Below are 18,373 nucleotides of genomic sequence, written 5' to 3'. Positions count from 1 at the left end.
TTAAATCATGAGCACACTACCAAGCATATCTGATGCACTGGATGAAAAAAAGGTTACATCAGTAATCAATAAAAAATTTAATAATTTCGTTCCAGCTTTTTATAAATTTGTATCTGAATGGGTAATTAGTGCTTATTCAAATTTCAAAGACATAGAAATGTATATGATCTTGATCTATTTGGTTAATAATAATTTTAAATTTTTTAAAAAAAATGGAATTCAGGTCGATTACAACACCTTTTATAAAGACAAAACTTTAGAAATCGAAGCAATTAAAATAATTGAAATTTCTAGAGATCTTCAAATGCCTAAAGAAAATGTAAGAAGAAAGATTATTTATCTAGAAAAAATAGGCGTAATTAGACGAACAAGAAAAAAAATTTTTATTGATAGATCTGCTTATGAAACAGTACAGCCAATAAGTGCATTAAAAAATATATCGTATTTGGTATCAATTTCTTCAAAAATTTTAAAACAAGAAAATAAAATTCCAAACTCTTTTTCTTCCAATGAAATAACAGATACTATTAAGAATAATTTCTCATATTGTTGGTACGAATTTTATAAATTTATTTTTTCTTACTTTTTCAGATGGAGAAAAGAAACAAAAGATTTAGAAACATTATGCGTAGCTTTGCTTATAATATCAAATGCATCATCAAGTAAAAAATTTATTATCCAGGATATAGATATTGAAAAGTGGAGAAAGCGAATATCTTATGCAGATACAGTTGGTTTGAATTCCATGTCAATATCAGAGATTACAGGTATTCCAAGACCGACTGTTGTTCGAAAAGTTAATTTTTTAATTAAAAGAGGTTTAGCAAAAATGGATCAAAAAAAATTAATTTCAGTTAAAATTGATGAAAAAATTTTTTCAAAAACCCAAAAAATACAAGAACAAACAATAAAAGAAATTTCAGAACTAATTTATAAAATTTTAAATAAAGCTACAATTAACTAGATCTTCTTAAAATATATATAAAAATAAATCCCGTAATATACATGACTAAAGCATAAGCAGCTATTGGTATCATGTAAGCAACATCATTAAAAATTTGAGATGCAACAAATACTGCTAAAGTTCCATTTTGAAGGCCGCACTCTAAAGAAATGCATTTTCTCTGAGCAACTCCAGTTGCAAAAACTTTAGCAATATAAAAAGCTAAAATCATCATCACTATATTTAAAATTAAAACCGCTATTCCAGCTTGAGCTAAATAATTAAAAATATTTTCTCTTTCCTCAATCCATATTGCTGCAAATACAATAACAAATAATAAACTAGTAGTTCTATTGACAATGTTAATATTTGAAGAGATAAAATTCTCTGCAAATGCTCTTATAACCATTCCTATAATTACTGGAACAGTTACAACCAGAGCCATTTTAAGTGCAATCCCTGTCATCGTAATATCTGTAGACATTTCAGTAACCCCTAGTATTCCAGCTGAAGTAAAAACTATAAATGGAACTGAAATAATACTAATTAAACTTCCAACAGCTGTTAAAGAAATTGATAAAGCTACATCTCCATCTGCAAACTTGGTCAGAACATTTGATGTAACACCTCCTGGTGCTGCAGCTATAATCATTAAACCTAAAGCTATTTCGATTGGTAATCTTAAAATTAGAACCAATATGTAAGCTACAATTGGTAAAAGAATTAATTGGCAAGTTATTCCAATTAAAAAATCTTTTGGATTTCTAATTACTCTCGTAAAATCTTTTACAGATAAACCAAGTCCTAGGCCAAGCATTATCAACGCTAAAGCTAACGGTGCTATTTTAGTTACAATCTCCAAATATCTACCCTCTCAATAAAAATTTTTATATCATACATCTGATATGGATAACTAAAAAAAAAATTAAACCTGAAGGTGTATTTTGTAATAAAACGGTAACAATTAAATTAAAATCATAATAACTTTCTCGTTAATATAACTTTAGAGAGGATATTATGAATAAACTATTAAAAATAGCATCTATTGTCCTTCTTTTTTCATTAACAATGTTTGGCTTAACAAACAAAGCTTCTGCTGCAAAGTTAACTTTATATTGCAGTGTTGAAATTGATGTTTGTGAAATGCTTGAACAAGCTTATGAAAAAGAAACAGGCACAAAAGTTGCAATGACAAGAGCAAGTAGTGGTGAAACTTTTGCAAAAATTAAAGCAGAAGCTTCTAATCCAAAAGGTGATGTTTGGTTTGGTGGAACTGGTGATCCACACTTAACAGCTGCTCAGGAAAATTTAACTGAAAAATATAAATCAAAACACTTTGATGATTTATTACCAGCAGCTCAAAACCAAGCAAAAAATGCTGACTATAAATCTGTAGGAATTTATGTTGGTGCATTAGGTTTTGGATACAATAAAGATCTTTTAGCAAAAAAAGGTCTTCCAGCTCCTAAATCATGGATGGACTTAACAAAACCTATTTACAAAGGTGAAATCCAAGTAGCAAATCCAAATTCATCTGGAACTGCTTACACAACTTTAGCTACAATTCTTCAAATTTTTGGAGAAGATAAAGGTTGGGATTACATGAAGAAACTTCATGCAAATATAAACACTTATACTAAATCTGGTTCTGCTCCAATTAAAGCAACTGGAAGAGGTGAAAACTTAATTGGTATTTGTTTCCAACACGATGGTGTGAAACAAACTAAGAAAGGTTTACCTGTAGTAACTGTTTCTCCTGAAGAAGGAACTGGTTATGAGGTTGGATCAATGAGTATTATTGCTGGTGCAAGAAATATGAAGGAAGCTAAAAAGTTTTATGACTGGGCATTAAGTCCTGCAATACAAACTATGGTGTTCACTTCAGGAAAATCTTTGCAAGTACCATCTAATACTAAAGCAAAAGCTGATCCTGATGCTCCAGATTTATCAACTATAAACTTGATTGATTACAATTTTAAAGTTTATGGAGATAAAGCAACAAGAGCGAGTCTGTTATCTAAGTGGGATAAAGACGTATCTGTAATTCCTAGATAATTTTAGGAATTAATGAGAGGGCTCGTCATTTGTTGGATACTAATTGGTGGAACAGGTTTCTTTCTCTTTCCATGGTATGTAACAGGTGACGGGTTTTTCTCAATCAATTGGATTTTAGAGTATTCTTTAGAAGATTACGGATCTGCCCTACCTCAAGTTTTTATAAATAAAAAATATTGGTTATTCCCATTAATCTTTCCATTATTTTTACCCTTAACTACAATTAAATTAAATCAAACCAATCCTCTGTATTCAAAAATATTTTTGTACTCAGGTTTATTTGGTTTCTTTTATTTTTTCTTACAAGGTTTTGCTGTTGGGATCAGAGGGTGGAATTATGAAATATTCCAATCAATTTTTGGAGATGTAGAAAATCAATATGGAATGGGTTCAGGTGCAGTACTAACATGTTGTGCTTTTATATTTTATATTACTCACGGCCTTGCATCTCGTGGCTGGTTAAATGGAGATAATTTTATTGTAGGAAGTATTGGAAGTATAATTATTTTAGTATCTACTTTTGTTTTTTTTCCAATATTTAGAATGTTTGGTGTAGCCTTTAAAGGAACTGAAGGTGGTTACGAAATTAGTAATTTTTCAGATAAGATTTTTAACAAAGGGATATGGGGATTAGATTGTTTATATAGTGACTATGCTTGTGGTGTTTTTTGGAACACTATTACCATGGGTACACTTACAGCTTTTTCATCGACAATTTTAGGTTTAGGTTTTGCTCTTTTAATTGCAAGAACCAGTTTTAAATTTAAAAAAACAGTTAGAATATTATCTGTTTTACCAATCATTACCCCTCCATTTGTAATTGGTTTAGCTATCATAATTTTATTTGGAAGAACTGGTGTTGTGAGTTCGTTTCTTGAATGGGGATTTGATATCGAACCTTCAAGATGGATTTATGGCTTACCAGGGATTTGGTTTGCACAAACTCTTGCTTTCACACCTATTGCGTTTTTAGTTTTAATTGGTGTTGTAGAAAGTGTCAGCCCATCAATGGAAGAGGCATCACAAACATTAAGGGCTTCAAAGTGGCAAGTTTTTAAAACTGTTACATTGCCTTTAATGAGGCCAGGAATAGCCAATGCATTTCTACTTGGCTTTATTGAAAGTTTAGCAGACTTTGGAAACCCGTTAGTCCTTGGAGCTGAGTACGATGTTCTATCAACAGAAATATTTTTTACAATTGTAGGTGCACAATATGATGAAACTAAAGCAGCAATACTTGCAATGATTTTATTGTCCGTAGTCTTAGTTGTTTTTTATCTTCAAAATCAATGGTTAGGAAAAAAATCTTATATTTCAATTTCTGGTAAAGGAGATAGTGGTGTTCATCCTGAGCTACCGAATAAAACAAAATGGGTAATTTATTCAACAGTGCTTCCTTGGGCTTTACTAACTTTTATTATCTACGTCATGATTATGTTTGGTGGATTTGTAGAAATGTGGGGCATTGATCATAGCTTTACTTTAAAACATTATATTGAAGCCTTCAGTGTTGAGTGGGTAGAAGATAGAGGATTTTTATGGACTGGAACTGCGTGGAATTCATTTAATACAACATTTACAATTGCTTTGATTTCATCTTTACCAACTGCTGCAATAGGAATTTTAACTGCCTATCTTTTAACAAGACATAGATTTAAAGGCAAAAATGCTTTTGAATTTGGAACCATGTTGAGTTTTGCAATACCTGGTAGTGTTATTGGTGTAAGTTATGTTTTTGCTTTTAACGTTCCACCATTAGAGCTAACAGGGACAGGAATTATTTTAGTAATTGCATTTGTATTTAGGAATATGCCAGTTGGTGTAAGAGCTGGAATAGCTGCCATGAACCAACTTGATCCTCATTTAGATGAAGCTTCTTCAACTTTAAATGCATCAAGTGCTCAAACTTTTAGAAATATAATTCTTCCATTGCTTAAACCAGCAATTACTGCTTCATTAGTATTTAGTTTTGTAAGAGCAATGACAGCAATTAGTGCTGTTATATTCTTGGTCAGTGCAAATTACGATCTAGCAGTATCTTATATTTTAGGAAGATTAGAAAATAATGACTATGGTTTAGCGATAGTATATTCATCTGCTTTAATTGTAGTAATGTTGTTTACAATTATGTTAATGCAATTAATAATAGGAAAACGTAAACTAGGAAGAAGAGATCAAAATTCATCAATTTTACAGGGAATTTAGATAATGAAAAAAGCTGAAGTAAAGTTTGAAAATATTACAAAGAAATTTAACGAAACTACAGCTGTTGATAATGTTAGTTGTAAATTTGAAGCTGGAACGTTGACAACTTTGCTTGGTCCATCCGGATGTGGGAAAACTACTTCACTAAGAATTATTGCAGGTCTAGAAAGAGCTACAAGTGGAAAAATTTTAGTTGATGATGAGGACGTAACATTACTGCCTGCAACAGATAGAGACGTGTCTATGGTATTTCAATCTTACGCTTTGTTTCCACACATGAGTGTATTGGAAAATGTTTCTTATGGCTTAAAAATGATCAATGTAAATAAAGAAGAATACGTTCAAAAATCATTAGAAACATTAAAACTAGTAAACCTTGAAGGATATGAAAATAGAATGCCTTCAGAATTATCTGGAGGACAACAACAAAGGGTTGCTGTTGCAAGAGCGATTGTATTAGAGCCAAAAGTGCTTCTGTTTGATGAACCTCTTTCAAACTTAGATGCAAAATTAAGAAGACAAGTAAGAGAAGACATTAGAGAAATACAACAAAAATTAGGAGTTACAACTATTTACGTAACACATGATCAAGAAGAAGCCTTGGCAATCTCAGACAAAGTAATTGTAATGAACAATGCCGTGATTGCTCAAGAAGGTAGTCCAAAAGATCTTTATAATTTTCCTAGAAACAAATTTGTTGCAAACTTTATTGGTGATGCAAATGTTGTGAAAGCCGAGGTTATAAATAAAAATTCAAATTCATATGATATCAAAATAGCTGAAATGAATATCAAAATTCAAAGTGACAATGAATTAAATGGAGATATTTCTGTTGCCTTAAGACCAGAAAAAATATCAATTGATAGAAATAAAGGTGATAATTGTATTCATGCTACTGTAAATAATGCATCTTTTGTGGGCAGTAGTTATCAATATATTTTAAATTCAAAAGTTGGCAAATTATATGTCGTATCTGGTGATACAAATGACATTTTTAAAGTTGGAGAAGAAGTTTTCTTGAGTATAAATGAGCAAGAAGTAAAAATTCTTAACGACTAAAATTATGCTTTCAAATAAAGAAATTGTCTGTCCAAATAAACTGTTAGATAGAGCTCATAGTAAAAAAGGAGTTAAGGTTGCAGTAGTAAATGCTGGTAAACCTTTACCTATGTTGTCTGTTCAAGATGCTGTAAATGAAAATCTAATTGAACCAGTTTTTATTGGTCATGAAGTTGAAATACAAAAATGTGCTGAAGACCTTGGGTGGGATATTTCAAAATATGAACTTATCCATGAGCCAGTTGAAAACAATACGGCAAAAATTGCAGCTAAACTTGCAAGTGAAGGTAAAGTTAAAATAATTGTTAAAGGACATATTCATACTGATGTTCTTATGAAAGAAGTTTTAAAGCGAGAGTACAACTTATTGGGTAAAACAAGATTAAGTCATATCTGGCATATGACTATTGGAAAAGATGATAAGCCATTAATAATAACTGATGGTGCTTTAAATGTTTTGCCAAATGTTAAAACCAAAATGCATATTCTCAAAAATGTAATAAATTTTTCAAATCGTATAGGAATTGAAAGACCAAAAGTTTCTGTATTATCTGCAACTGAAGAAGTTTTGGATAGTGTACCAAGTTCAATTGAAGCTGCTGAAATAACAAAACTTGCTAAAGAAGAAAATTTAAACGCAGATGTGTTTGGACCTTTAGCTTTTGATAATAGTATTTCTAAAAAATCTGCTGGTATTAAAGGCATTAAAAATTTAGTTGCAGGAGAAGCTGATGTATTGTTGGTTCCAAGTGTTGAAACTGGAAATGCTCTAGTTAAAATGATGATTTATTTCATGGGTGCCTGTGCTGCAGGAGTTGTGGTTGGAGGAAAAGTTCCAGTTGTAATAACTAGTAGATCTGATGAAGCGCAAGCAAGATTAGCATCTATAGCTGCGGCAGTAGTAGCTTTGGACTAAATGATTAATTGAATTTTTTTAGAAATTAACCTAAAAAACTTTAAATTTTAAAAGGAGAGAAATGGCAATTACATACTTAAAAAAATCACCAAAAACATCATCAACTGATGATACAAAAACAAGAGAAATAGTTGAAAATATTCTTAAAGATATTGAAACAAGCAAAGAAGAAGGTTGCAAAGAACTTTCTAAAAAATTTGATAAGTATGAAGGTGAAGTAGTTATCTCTAAAGAAAAAATTGAAGATATTAAAAAAAATTTAGATCAAAAAACTAAAGATGATGTTCAGTTCGCTCACGAAAGAGTGAGAAAATTTGCGGAAGCTCAATTAAAAAATTATGGTCAAGATTTTGAAGTTGAATTGTCTGAAGGTTTATATGCAGGTCAAAGATTAATTCCTGTTAATACAGCTGGATGTTATGTACCTGCTGGAAGATATGCTCACATTGCATCTGCAGTAATGAGTGTAACAACTGCAAAAGTAGCAGGAGTTAAAAATATTTTAGTATGTAGCTCTCCAAAACCTGGTGTTGGTGTTCATCCAACTATTGTTTACACAGCTGATCTTTGTGGTGCAGATGTAATTATGAATTTAGGTGGAGTTCAAGCAATAGCTGCAATGACAAATGGTTTATTTGGAAATGCGCCTGCTGATATATTGGTAGGTCCTGGAAACCAATTTGTTGCTGAAGCTAAAAGAATTTTATTTGGTAAAGTAGGTATTGATTTATTTGCAGGTCCAACAGAAATTGGAATTATTGCTGATGAAAACGCAGATCCAGAAATCGTTGCAGTAGATTTAGTGGGTCAAGCAGAGCACGGATATAATTCACCTGCTTGGCTTTGGACAACAAGTAAAGAATTAGCAGAAAAGGTAATTAAAAGAGTGCCTGAACTAATTGCTGATCTTCCTGAGTTACCAAGAACTAATGCTGAAGCTGCTTGGAGAGATTACGGAGAAGTTGTTCTTTGTGATACAGACGAGGAAATGGCGACAATTAGTGATGAGTACGCACCTGAACACTTAGAAGTTCAAACTAAAAACTTAGAGTGGTTCCACAAAAGATTAAAAAATTACGGCTCTTTATTTATCGGTGAAGAAACAACTGTTGCTTATGGTGATAAATGTTCAGGAACAAATCATATTCTTCCAACTAAAGGTGCTGGAAGATATACGGGTGGGTTGTTTGTTGGTAAATTTATCAAAACTTTAAGTTTCCAAAGAATGACTAAAGAATCTACTGAACTTGTTGGAGCAGCTGCTGCTAGACTTTCAAGATATGAAGGAATGGAAGCTCATGCAAGAACTGGTGATGTTAGATTGAAAAAATACGGTTACTAAACAATTTATTAAATAGGATTTAACATGAAAAAATTTGAAGAAGTAATGAGCGTCAGCAATGAAATTGAAAACATCACTGCTGAAGAAGCAAAGAAGAAATTAAATGATCCTAATGTTCAATTTATTGATGTTAGAGATAAAGAAAGTTTTTCTAAAGGGACTATTGGAAATGCAATGCATTTAGATAGAGGTTTGCTAGAATTTTATTTAGCTGAAGGAAGTCCTATTGAAAACGATACTTTTAAAAATAATCCTGACAAAGAATATGTTGTATTTTGTGGCTTAGGTGGTCAAGGAACTCTTGCTACAAAAACAATGAAAGAAATGGGAATTAAAAACGTTAAAAATATTACAGGCGGTATGTCTGAGTGGGATAAGTTAAAAGATTAGTCCTTAATTAACTCTAAAACATCAATTCCTATTTGCTTAAGTATATGTATTAAGTCTATAGGCACCCAATTTTCTCTAATTTTACCTTCGTGGTGATGGTAAAAATCCATCACTCTCATAGTAACTTTTTGATTATTAGATTTGTATCCTAACCAGTCATCTGATCCATAAACTGCTTGTATGCTATGCCAGCCAGCAGTCATTGAAAAGTTTCCATCGCCAAGTTCACAGTAATGTCCTAGTTTCCAATAATTTCTTTCTTTAAAAGTTTTTCTAAATGGTAACTGATGGTTATCAACAAATCCCTCTAAGTTTCTTCCAGTGCCTATTCCACTTGGTCCATACCATATCATTTTATCATGCCAAAATTCACTTTGTGGATGATTAATTAATTTATCTTTTAATTCTTCATCTGAATTAGTTTCCAACTCTGGCTTTATATTCAAGCTTCTTTGCATCGTTAATGATTGGTCTAAACTTGCTTCAGAAACTTTCATATCTTTTTCAAAATAATTTACACCATCTGTATTAATTGGATTTAGCCAATTTCCCTCTGAACCTCTTGAAGGATTAATTGGATTTTTTCCTGTTTGAAATATTAAATCTAATAAATCAATTAAGATATAACTCTCTACAATTTTATCATTTTTCAATTCATGAACTTCACAGCATTTAAGATTTACCATTTTATTAATTGGCTTTATCCCAAAAATAGATTTTTTGAATGTGCCTGAAAGCATCGATACTGATCCAACTTGAACTTTATCTCTAAATGTACCCCCAATGACTATCTGTTCTCTTCTCTCAATGTCTGGAAAAGCTTCAAATAGAGGTAGCCAAAATTTTTCTTTAAATGTATTTGCACCTTCAAATTCATTAACAGGGTGAAAACAATTAACTTTTACATCTTTGTCAAAATAATTTTCTAAATTTTGATCTAATTTAGATATTCCACCTTCTATAATTGTTTTTAAGTAGCCTCTTACTTTTGTTTTATTATTGAAATTTTCTTCAGGTGTAATTTCTAATTTTTTTACACCTTGCCGTTCTTTTAAACCTGTATCAAATTGTTGTATTGGCATTTATAATAATTTAAGTAGGGTTAATAACATAATTCAATTAGAAAAACATATGGAAAATAGGTTAGCAAAATTTAATGAGTTGGTTCCAAGCACCCTGCCCTTTGTGGAAGGAAAACTTGAAGGTCACAAAGAAAGAAAAAATTATTCTATAGTTGGACCTGGTGTAGCTGAAGATAGCAAACAATTTATAAAAATTGCTATGCCTCATAGTTTTAATTTAGGCGCTGTGTCAGCACTTCCCCAAAATGGTTCGGGCCTACATAGTCACACAACTGCAGAAGTATTTGTTATTTATTCTGGTAGATGGAGATTTTATTGGGGAGCAGAAGGAAAAGATGAAACAATTTTGAATGCTGGTGACATAATTTCAATACCAACTAACATGTTTAGAGCATTTGAAAACGCAGGTGACGAAGAAGGACTAATTTTTGTTGTTTTAGGTGGAGATGATCCTGGAATAATAACTTGGGTTCCAAGTGTTTTAGAAAAAGCAAAAAAAACTGGTATGGCACTATTAAATGATAATTCATTAATTGATTTATCTGTTAATCAAATTCCAGACGGAAAAACAATTCTCGAGCCTATTTCTCAAGAGGAAATAAAAAAATTTGATAACTATAAATTGGATCAACTAGAAAAGTTTATATGTAAAAGTAATGAAAATTCAAAACATGAAAACAAACTCAATGAGAATGTTAATTTAATTCAAATTCTTGGAAGCAAATTTGAAAAAAAAGAGTTCTCTCCAGTAATAAATCAAGATACCGGATTTAATCTTTCAATTTTAAAATCCAGTAAAGGCTATATTAATAATTTAAAATTTGAAAAACCTACAATAATGTTCTCAAGAACTGGAAAATGGGAAATTATGATTGATGATTTTAAGTGTGTTTTAAATGCTAAAGACACAATTTCTATTCCAATTAATTCAAAAGTTAATATTAAAATAGATGAAAATGAGGACAGTTACTTAAATTGTGTAACACAAATCTAATGAAAGGTTTTGATCCAAAATATAAAAACTTTCCTGATTACATACTAAAAATAACTAAACAAATTTGGGAAAATAAAGATGTTGAGTCTATTGGTCAATTTTATAGCGATAACATTCCAGTTAGATCACCATTTGGTGTCACCTATGGAAACAAACCTGTAATCGATGCTACTTATGCGACCTTAAAAGAATTTCCTAACAGACAATTGCTTGGTGAAGATGTGATTTGGAATGGAAATGATGATATCGGTTATCATTCATCTCATAGAATTTTAAGTAAAGGAACACATCTTGGTGATGGTTCATACGGCAAACCAACTGGTAAAGATATTTATTACAGAGTAATTGCTGATTGTGCATGCAAAAATAATCAAGTCTATGATGAATGGATTGTTCGTGATCAAGGTGCAATGGTAAGACAAATAGGATTTACACCAAAAGATTTTGCGCAAATGCTTATAGATAAAGAAGGTGGTGTTGAAAAAGCAAAACAATTATTTAATTCAAATTCTGAGATGAATTCAGATTACAAACAAGACGTTGTACCTAATGATTCTGCTGGAGGTAAATACTCCAAAATATTAAAAAATATCTTTAAAGATGATTATGATTTTTCCAACTATGCAAGAGCTGCAACTATTTATTGGCCTGGAAACAAAATCGGACATGGGAGAGAGGATATAATGAAATTTTGGAATGCTTTAAAAAATACTTTGAGTAATATGAAATTTTCTGTTGAGCACATTGGTTATTTAGAAGAGGAAGACAAAAATCCTAAAGCATCAATAAGATGGTTTCTAGAGGGTAAACATTCTAAAGACACTGAAGAATTTGGAGAAAAATCAAATAAAAATATTTTTATAATGGGTATAAACCATGCAGAAATAATTGATGAAAATGTTATAAGAGAATGGGTTTTGTTTGATGAGATTGCAATTTGGAAACAAATTTTAATGAAATAAATTATGAGTAAAATTAAAACAACACATGTAGGAAGTTTACCAAGATCAAATGAATTGTCTGATCTTTTATTTAAGAAAGATCAAAAAGAAAAAATAGATTTAAATCAATTTGATGAAATTGTTCAAAGAGATGTAGACAATATTGTTAAAAAACAAATAGAAGTTGGAATTGACTATATTAGTGACGGTGAAATGTCTAAGATTAGCTATGCAACTTATGTTAAAGATCGAATTGATGGCTTTTCAGGAGAGAGTGAAAGAAAAGCACCAAAAGATTTAGATGACTTTCCATCTTTTAAAGAAAGAATTGCAAGAACAGGTGGTACTCCTACTTACACAAGACCTTGTTGTACAAGTGAATTAAAAATTAAAGATAAAACTTCCCTAACAAAAGACATAAATAATTTTAAACAAGCTTTAGAAAAAAATAATCATAAAGATGCGTTCATGAATGCTGCTTCTCCAGGAGTTATTTCAGCTTTCTTACCCAATAAATTTTATAAAAATGATGATGAATATTTAGAAAATTTATCTAACCTGATGAAAGATGAATATGAAGAAATTACATCAAATGGATTAAAACTTCAGTTAGATTGTCCAGATTTAGCTCTTGCAAGACACATGACTTTTAAAGATTTATCAGAAGAAGAATTTTTAAGAAGAGCAGAAAAACAAATAGAATGTTTAAATAACGCTATTAGCAATATAGATAGCTCCAAGATAAGAATGCATATTTGCTGGGGAAATTATGAAGGACCCCATTTACATGACATTGCGCTAGAAAAAATTATGCCTATAGCTTTAAAGGCTAATATACAAACTTATTTAATTGAGTCGTCAAATCCAAGACATTCTCATGAGTGGCAAATTTTTGAAAATTTAAAAATCCCAAACGACAAAATAATTGCTCCTGGAGTAATCGACTCAACCACAAACTTTGTCGAACATCCCGAGGTTGTAAAAAATAGACTTGTAACTTATTCAAAAGTTGTTGAGAAAGATCAACTGGTTGCTGGAACAGATTGTGGTTTTAGTACCTTTGCTGGCTTTGGAAATGTTGATGAAAATATTGTTTATAAGAAGCTAGAGTCTTTGGTGCATGGCGCAGAACTTGCGTCAAAAGTGATTTAATTACCTCTTTAATTTAAACTTCTTAATAGATATAGTTTTTGAACTTAAATTATAATTTAACAACAAATATAAAGAGAGAAAACATATGAGAAAAATACTAGTTACTTTATTGTTTTTACTTTTTGGAACTTCTGCAAATGCAGATTGTAACATTAAAAGTGGTTCAATAAATATTTTGGCTAATGATTTTCCTGCATTAAGAACTTTCGTTGAAACTTCTAAACAATGTAAAGGAAGTGCAGATTTTAAAGTGACTCATTCATCTGAGCACAATAAAATCGCAGTGCCAGCTCTTACTGCAAATCCATCTGAATTTTCAGCTAGAATTGCAGCAAACAGTTCAATCGTTCCTTTAATGAACCAAGACTTAATAAGACCTTTGGATGATCTTGTTAAAAAATATGGAAAAGGAATTCAAGACTCTCAATTGATCACAATTGATGGAAAAGTAATGGCTGTAGCATTTATGGCTAACACTCAACACTTATACTATAGAGAGGATGTTTTAAAAGATCTTGGTATAGCTATTCCGAAAACATATGAAGAGGTAGTTGCTGCTTCTGAAAAAATTAGAGCTTCAGGAAAAATGCAATATCCATATGCTGCTGCTTACAAAGCAGGTTGGAACTTAGCAGAAGAGTTTGTGAACATGTACATTGGTCATGGTGGTGAATTCTTTAAGTCTGGAAGTGCAGAACCAAATATAAATAACGCAAAAGGTGTTGCTACTTTAAACATGCTTAAAAAATTATCTGAATTAAGTAACCCAGATTATTTAACACATGATAGTGAAGCTATCAAAGTTGAATGGGAAGCTGGAAATGTTGCATTAATGACATTGTGGGCTTCTAGATCAGGTACACTTTTAGATGATGAAGGTGATGCTAATATTACTAAAGCTACAAAACTAACAGGTCCAGCTACTGTTGCTGGTGGAAATATCCCTGCTGCAACTTTATGGTGGGATGGTTTCACACTTGCAAAAAATAGACCTGATGCTGATGCTGAAGCGACATTTAGAGCTTTAGCGCATGCTGCATCGAACAAGAAAATGGTTGCTGATGCTGCTGACCAAGCTGTTTGGTTAGTAGAAGGATTTGTTCCAGGACCAAAATCTATTGGTGTAATTGAAGCTGTAAAAATGGGTGCAAAACCATATCCAATGTTACCACAAATGGGTTTAATGCATGGCGCATTAGGAAGTGAGATTGTTGAGTTTTTACAAGGTAAAGAGTCAGCTGAACAAGCATTGAAAGATGTTGAAGCTGCTTACACTAGTAAAGCTAAAGAACAAGGCTTTCTATAAAATCTAATCTTTAAGTGGGGACTTGGTCCCCACTTAACAAAAATTTTCAATGCCTAATAAAACATTTTTTTGGTTTTTTTTACCAACAGGATTAGCAATGGTCCTATTTATTGGGCTTCCTATCATTTCTACTGGAATTCAATCTTTTTATGCTCAACATGATCAAGTAGTTAAAGAGGTTAAAAAATGTGATCCATTTGGCTGTACTGTTTCAATTGTAGTCGACAATGAAGCAACTACTAAAATAAGAGAGGCAAAACCTCTTGGAAAATTTAATGGTTTTGGGACGTATATAGATAGAAATCATTTAGCAACAGAAGAAATAAAAAAATTTTGGAATGAAACAGAAACTTTTGGTGAATTTGTTGACCAAGTAACTAATCTACCATTTTACAAAGCACTAATATTTACATTAACTTATTGCATATTTGTAACTCCAAATGTCTTGTTGTTAGGTTTTATTATAGCTTTGAGTTTAAACGCAATCTCAAGAAAAATTAGAGGTCCTTTAATTTTTGGTACTATTTTACCAATGATTGTAACTCCACTAGTTGGGTCTTTGGTATTATTCTGGATGATAGACTCTCAAGGAATAATTGGAGCTAATATTCAAAATTTAATGAATGATCCATATTTGTCTTTGAAATCGTCTAAAACTCTCACGTGGATAACAATTATTATATATGGAATTTGGCATCACTCCCCTTTTGCATTTGTAGTTTTTTATGCTGCGCTTCAAACAGTTCCTCAGGAACCTATTGAAGCTGCAATTATTGATGGTGCTTCAAGATTTCAAAGAATTAAACATATTGTACTACCTCATATCTACCCGGTAGTAACATTTGTTGCATTAATATCATTGATGGACAATTTTAGAGTTTTTGAGCCAATTATAGGTTTTAGTGCTGAAGGTAGTGCGCAATCTCTTTCATGGTTAATTTACGATAACTTAGTAAATGAAGAGGTTATTTTATTTGGTTCAGCTGCAGCGACATCAATGATGACAATCATCGGAATAGCTATTTTGCTTGCCCCTGTATTAGTTAGAACATGGAAAGAATTTAAAACTGCGAGATAAATATGGATTACGGTTTAGATAAAAAATCAAATACTTTAAAAACATTTAATACCATATTTATTATTTCTTGGTTATTAGTTGCATGCTTTCCATTCATCTGGACTTTTTGGGGATCATTTAAAGTAAGAGCAGATTTTTTCTCAAGGTCAGACTGGTGGTATGCTGTTTCAGCTTTTAATACCTTGATTGAAACTGGAGAAAAATTTACAACAAATGCTTATCATGAAGCTTGGTTTGAGGGTGAATTTTGGAAAGCGTCCAAAAATACGATTATTGTTACTGTGTTTGTTGTTAGTATTTCATTGTTTTTGGGAACTCTGGGAGCGTACGCTCTTTCAAGATCAACTGAGAAATACGCATTTTGGATTTTAATGGCAGCTTTAATCTTTAGAGCTATGCCACATATAACTCTAGTCTCGGGTTATCTATTTCCATTTTTTGAATTACAAATATGGGGAATACTGCCAACAACTATTGTTGTTTTAGTTGCTATTAATCAACCATTTACTTTATGGTTACTCTATTCATTCTTTAAAACAATTCCAAAAGAGCTTGATGAAAGTGCGTTGATTGATGGATGTTCATATTTTCAAGCATTCAGGCATATTATAATGCCAGTGATGTGGCCTGGAGTTATTACCGCTGGACTATTTAGTTTAATGCTTGCTTATAATGATTTCACGGTAACAGCTTTACTACTTAATCAAGAAAATCATACAATGGTTCCAAAGATACAAAGTTATTTAGGAACTAACCAACATGAGGGTAATCTAATGTGGGCAGTTTCAGCGGTAGTTTCTGCAACGGCACCATTATTTATGTTAGTCATGTTCTTCCAGAGACAAGTTATCAGTGGTTTAACTACTGGAGCTGTAAAAGGTTGAAGAAAAATTACAAAGCCTTGTTATTCGGTTCTATTGGAACTCTCGTTGAAACATCAGAAATTCAGAGAAAATCCTTTAATGAAGCATTTAAAAAAAAAGGATTGGATTGGTATTGGACTAAAAAAGAATATATCAAACTTCTAAACAAATCAGGTGGTAGAGATAGAATAACAGAATATGCAAGAACAAAAGGTATTAAAGTTAATGCTAAGCAATTAAGAGATTTAAAAACTAAACTATTCAATAATTATTTAAAAAAAAATCATTTAAAATTAAGACCTGGTGTTAAAAATATAATTAATGTTTGTAATAAAGAAAAAATTAAACTAGCTTTTGTAACTTCTACCTCAAAAAATAATATTAATTCTATTCTTTTCTCATTAAGAAAATCAATTAGTCCAAAAAACTTCAATTTTATTGGAAATTCAAAATTAGTTAAAAATTTAAAACCAAATCCAGACATATACCTTCTTGCATTAAAAAAGCTTAAATTAAAACCTAACCAATGTTTAGCTATTGAAGATTCTCAAGAAAGTTTAAATTCAGCAGTTAAAGCAAAAATTAAATGCATAATTTTTCCAGGAAAGTTTCACTTAAATAAAAAGTTTAAGAACGATTTTAAAAAATTAGAGAAATTAAATAAAAATATTATTCTGAAATAAAATCATTTACCAGATTATTAAATCTATCTGGTTCTTCTAAGTGAACATTGTGACTGCAATTTTTAAATATTTCTAGACGACTATTTTTAATATTTTTATTTAACGTGTCGACCTGTTCAAAATTGTAAGAGATATCTTTATCACCCCATATAATTAAGGTGTCATTTTTAATGTTTTTCAAATTATCAATACCTCTCCAATTTTTCATTGCGAGTAAAGCGTTATCAGCAGTTTCTAATGAAACATTTTTAACTGCATTAGCACATAAAAAATAATTTTTATCTTTATCCCCTTTTACAAACCATTTAGGTGGAACTCTTGAAAATGATACTTCAGCACCCTCTTTCTTAAGTTTCTCTCTTGTTTCGTCCATAGTTTCAAATCTACCGGGGATATCTCCAATAGATCCTGTTGCAAAACAGATTAATTTATTAACTCTATCACCAATTAATTTTGTTATTTCTTGAACAATCATTCCACCCATTGAATGTCCAATTAAATTAAATTTTTCGATTTTTTTTTCATCTAGTATTTCAATTATTTTTTTTGCCATCGCATTAATAGAATTTAATGATTGCACATTATGACTTTCACCAAAACCAGGAAGTGCAGGAGCAATAACTCTAAAATTTTTTGAAAAGTAATCTTTTTGAAAGCACCACATCTCTGAGGAGCCTAAATATCCATGTACTAAAACAAATGGAAAACCTTCACCTTTATCATCTACAAAAATATTACTCATAAAAGCTTAATTATCATTTCCTTTAAAATAAACAAAACTAAAAAACTCATAAAAGCTATGATGAATATATTTATTACCTGCCATATTTTTTTGTCATTAGCATACTTGGAAAGATAATTTGATAAATATCCCAAAATAAAGAAAAACAAAAATGAAGCAAAAGATGCACCTATCGCAAATGAAAGTTTTTGATTTAATAAGTAGTTCTTAGAAAAATTTCCAAGAATAAAAACTGTATCAGAGTAAACATGTGGATTTAAATATGTGAACCCTAATGTTTTTAAGAAAATATTTAACTTTGATACCGCAATAACATTACTTTGAAAATTAACTTCTTTGTAATGAGTTTTAATTTTTGAATAAATAAAATGAATTAAAAAAACCACTAAAAGAAGGTTAAAAATAAATTCAACTATTGAATTAAAAAATTGATTAAAAAAATGAAATAAAAAAATTCCAAAAAAAATTAATATTAAATCAGAAACTGAGCAAATAAAACAAACTAGAAATACATGCTGTTTTTTTAAACCTTGTTCAATTACAAAAATGTTTTGAGCACCAATTGCTAAAATTAAACTTAGGCCAGTAAAAAAACCTAACAGTGCGTATTCCATTGATTTTT

Annotated in this window: 18 protein-coding genes; 14 read left to right on the top strand and 4 right to left on the bottom strand. The window is 30.8% G+C overall.

The features are described from left to right. The first annotated feature begins 7 nt into the window (after positions 1-7). Positions 8-964, top strand: a complete 957-nt coding sequence (locus tag ACTTBI_RS01605; RefSeq protein ID WP_440652306.1) for a MarR family transcriptional regulator — start codon at positions 8-10, stop codon at positions 962-964. Here the strand turns inward: ACTTBI_RS01605 and ACTTBI_RS01600 are convergent. Continuing rightward, positions 957-1,805: a bile acid:sodium symporter family protein gene (locus ACTTBI_RS01600; RefSeq protein ID WP_440652305.1), complete on the bottom strand. Its 849-nt coding sequence runs from the start codon at positions 1,803-1,805 to the stop codon at positions 957-959. The two genes, ACTTBI_RS01605 and ACTTBI_RS01600, sit on opposite strands and share 8 nt — an antisense overlap. A gap of 155 nt (positions 1,806-1,960) precedes the next feature. Here ACTTBI_RS01600 and ACTTBI_RS01595 point away from each other — a divergent pair, with 155 nt between their 5' ends. The 6 genes from ACTTBI_RS01595 to ACTTBI_RS01570 all read left to right on the top strand — a co-directional run bounded on the left by ACTTBI_RS01595 (position 1,961) and on the right by ACTTBI_RS01570 (position 8,910). Beyond that, positions 1,961-2,998: an ABC transporter substrate-binding protein gene (locus ACTTBI_RS01595; protein ID WP_262590513.1), complete on the top strand. Its 1,038-nt coding sequence runs from the start codon at positions 1,961-1,963 to the stop codon at positions 2,996-2,998. Positions 2,999-3,010: 12 nt separating this feature from the next. Beyond that, positions 3,011-5,203 carry an ABC transporter permease gene (locus ACTTBI_RS01590; RefSeq protein WP_440652304.1) on the top strand — a complete coding sequence of 731 codons (2,193 nt, stop codon included), beginning with the start codon at positions 3,011-3,013 and terminating at the stop codon, positions 5,201-5,203. 3 nt (positions 5,204-5,206) lie between these two features. Continuing rightward, a complete protein-coding gene (locus ACTTBI_RS01585; RefSeq protein ID WP_440633527.1) occupies positions 5,207-6,262 on the top strand; it encodes an ABC transporter ATP-binding protein in 1,056 nt (351 codons plus the stop codon). 4 nt (positions 6,263-6,266) lie between these two features. Then, a complete protein-coding gene (locus ACTTBI_RS01580) occupies positions 6,267-7,178 on the top strand; it encodes a bifunctional enoyl-CoA hydratase/phosphate acetyltransferase (RefSeq protein ID WP_440652303.1) in 912 nt (303 codons plus the stop codon). Between the two features lie 61 nt (positions 7,179-7,239). Further along, on the top strand, positions 7,240-8,520 hold the full coding sequence (gene hisD / locus ACTTBI_RS01575; protein ID WP_440614200.1) for a histidinol dehydrogenase: 1,281 nt from the start codon (positions 7,240-7,242) through the stop codon (positions 8,518-8,520). 24 nt (positions 8,521-8,544) lie between these two features. Continuing rightward, on the top strand, positions 8,545-8,910 hold the full coding sequence (locus ACTTBI_RS01570) for a rhodanese-like domain-containing protein (RefSeq protein WP_075505893.1): 366 nt from the start codon (positions 8,545-8,547) through the stop codon (positions 8,908-8,910). On the opposite strand, the gene ACTTBI_RS01565 is transcribed toward ACTTBI_RS01570, so the two are convergent. Further along, positions 8,907-9,992, bottom strand: a complete 1,086-nt coding sequence (locus ACTTBI_RS01565) for an ester cyclase (RefSeq protein ID WP_440652302.1) — start codon at positions 9,990-9,992, stop codon at positions 8,907-8,909. The two genes, ACTTBI_RS01570 and ACTTBI_RS01565, sit on opposite strands and share 4 nt — an antisense overlap. Before the next feature lie 49 nt (positions 9,993-10,041). On the opposite strand from ACTTBI_RS01565, the gene ACTTBI_RS01560 reads away from it, so the two are divergent. From ACTTBI_RS01560 to ACTTBI_RS01530, 7 genes are all read left to right on the top strand, one after another. Then, positions 10,042-10,986 (top strand): cupin domain-containing protein, encoded by a 945-nt coding sequence (locus ACTTBI_RS01560; RefSeq protein WP_440652301.1) that lies wholly within the window; start codon positions 10,042-10,044, stop codon positions 10,984-10,986. Continuing rightward, positions 10,986-11,948 carry an ester cyclase gene (locus ACTTBI_RS01555; protein WP_440652300.1) on the top strand — a complete coding sequence of 321 codons (963 nt, stop codon included), beginning with the start codon at positions 10,986-10,988 and terminating at the stop codon, positions 11,946-11,948. The genes ACTTBI_RS01560 and ACTTBI_RS01555 overlap by 1 nt, the downstream gene beginning before the upstream one ends. 3 nt (positions 11,949-11,951) lie before the next feature. Beyond that, a complete protein-coding gene (locus ACTTBI_RS01550) occupies positions 11,952-13,079 on the top strand; it encodes a cobalamin-independent methionine synthase II family protein (protein WP_440652299.1) in 1,128 nt (375 codons plus the stop codon). Positions 13,080-13,164: 85 nt separating this feature from the next. After that, positions 13,165-14,385: an ABC transporter substrate-binding protein gene (locus tag ACTTBI_RS01545; protein ID WP_440652298.1), complete on the top strand. Its 1,221-nt coding sequence runs from the start codon at positions 13,165-13,167 to the stop codon at positions 14,383-14,385. A 49-nt stretch (positions 14,386-14,434) separates the two neighbouring features. Next, on the top strand, positions 14,435-15,463 hold the full coding sequence (locus tag ACTTBI_RS01540; RefSeq protein ID WP_440648067.1) for a carbohydrate ABC transporter permease: 1,029 nt from the start codon (positions 14,435-14,437) through the stop codon (positions 15,461-15,463). 2 nt (positions 15,464-15,465) lie between these two features. Further along, positions 15,466-16,347 carry a carbohydrate ABC transporter permease gene (locus tag ACTTBI_RS01535; protein ID WP_075505887.1) on the top strand — a complete coding sequence of 294 codons (882 nt, stop codon included), beginning with the start codon at positions 15,466-15,468 and terminating at the stop codon, positions 16,345-16,347. Beyond that, positions 16,344-17,009, top strand: a complete 666-nt coding sequence (locus tag ACTTBI_RS01530; RefSeq protein WP_440652297.1) for an HAD-IA family hydrolase — start codon at positions 16,344-16,346, stop codon at positions 17,007-17,009. Before ACTTBI_RS01535 ends, ACTTBI_RS01530 begins: the two co-directional genes overlap by 4 nt. On the opposite strand, the gene ACTTBI_RS01525 is transcribed toward ACTTBI_RS01530, so the two are convergent. Together ACTTBI_RS01525 and ACTTBI_RS01520 are read right to left on the bottom strand one after the other, a co-directional pair. Further along, complete coding sequence (locus ACTTBI_RS01525) at positions 16,996-17,751, bottom strand: alpha/beta fold hydrolase (protein WP_440648071.1); 756 nt, start codon at positions 17,749-17,751, stop codon at positions 16,996-16,998. The genes ACTTBI_RS01530 and ACTTBI_RS01525 overlap by 14 nt on opposite strands. Further along, entirely contained in the window at positions 17,748-18,365 is a 618-nt protein-coding gene (locus ACTTBI_RS01520; RefSeq protein WP_440648073.1) for a LysE/ArgO family amino acid transporter, read from the bottom strand. Before ACTTBI_RS01520 ends, ACTTBI_RS01525 begins: the two co-directional genes overlap by 4 nt. Between the last annotated feature and the right edge of the window lie 8 nt (positions 18,366-18,373).

It is taken from the genome of Candidatus Pelagibacter sp. HIMB1542 (genome assembly GCF_052047835.1).
GTDB lineage: Bacteria > Pseudomonadota > Alphaproteobacteria > Pelagibacterales > Pelagibacteraceae > Pelagibacter.
This window is presented reverse-complemented; position numbering and strand designations above follow the sequence as displayed.

What these genes read in the sequence shown, in the direction of transcription:
- ACTTBI_RS01585 (WP_440633527.1), top strand. Translation starts at nt 5,207, where the DNA reads ATGAAAAAAGCTGAAGTAAAGTTTGAAAATATTACAAAGAAATTTAAC.
- ACTTBI_RS01560 (WP_440652301.1), top strand. Translation starts at nt 10,042, where the DNA reads ATGGAAAATAGGTTAGCAAAATTTAATGAGTTGGTTCCAAGCACCCTG.
- ACTTBI_RS01535 (WP_075505887.1), top strand. Translation starts at nt 15,466, where the DNA reads ATGGATTACGGTTTAGATAAAAAATCAAATACTTTAAAAACATTTAAT.
- ACTTBI_RS01540 (WP_440648067.1), top strand. Translation starts at nt 14,435, where the DNA reads ATGCCTAATAAAACATTTTTTTGGTTTTTTTTACCAACAGGATTAGCA.
- ACTTBI_RS01520 (WP_440648073.1), bottom strand. Translation starts at nt 18,365, where the DNA reads ATGGAATACGCACTGTTAGGTTTTTTTACTGGCCTAAGTTTAATTTTA.
- hisD (WP_440614200.1), top strand. Translation starts at nt 7,240, where the DNA reads ATGGCAATTACATACTTAAAAAAATCACCAAAAACATCATCAACTGAT.
- ACTTBI_RS01590 (WP_440652304.1), top strand. Translation starts at nt 3,011, where the DNA reads ATGAGAGGGCTCGTCATTTGTTGGATACTAATTGGTGGAACAGGTTTC.
- ACTTBI_RS01570 (WP_075505893.1), top strand. Translation starts at nt 8,545, where the DNA reads ATGAAAAAATTTGAAGAAGTAATGAGCGTCAGCAATGAAATTGAAAAC.
- ACTTBI_RS01550 (WP_440652299.1), top strand. Translation starts at nt 11,952, where the DNA reads ATGAGTAAAATTAAAACAACACATGTAGGAAGTTTACCAAGATCAAAT.
- ACTTBI_RS01525 (WP_440648071.1), bottom strand. Translation starts at nt 17,751, where the DNA reads ATGAGTAATATTTTTGTAGATGATAAAGGTGAAGGTTTTCCATTTGTT.
- ACTTBI_RS01605 (WP_440652306.1), top strand. Translation starts at nt 8, where the DNA reads ATGAGCACACTACCAAGCATATCTGATGCACTGGATGAAAAAAAGGTT.
- ACTTBI_RS01595 (WP_262590513.1), top strand. Translation starts at nt 1,961, where the DNA reads ATGAATAAACTATTAAAAATAGCATCTATTGTCCTTCTTTTTTCATTA.
- ACTTBI_RS01555 (WP_440652300.1), top strand. Translation starts at nt 10,986, where the DNA reads ATGAAAGGTTTTGATCCAAAATATAAAAACTTTCCTGATTACATACTA.
- ACTTBI_RS01565 (WP_440652302.1), bottom strand. Translation starts at nt 9,992, where the DNA reads ATGCCAATACAACAATTTGATACAGGTTTAAAAGAACGGCAAGGTGTA.
- ACTTBI_RS01545 (WP_440652298.1), top strand. Translation starts at nt 13,165, where the DNA reads ATGAGAAAAATACTAGTTACTTTATTGTTTTTACTTTTTGGAACTTCT.
- ACTTBI_RS01580 (WP_440652303.1), top strand. Translation starts at nt 6,267, where the DNA reads ATGCTTTCAAATAAAGAAATTGTCTGTCCAAATAAACTGTTAGATAGA.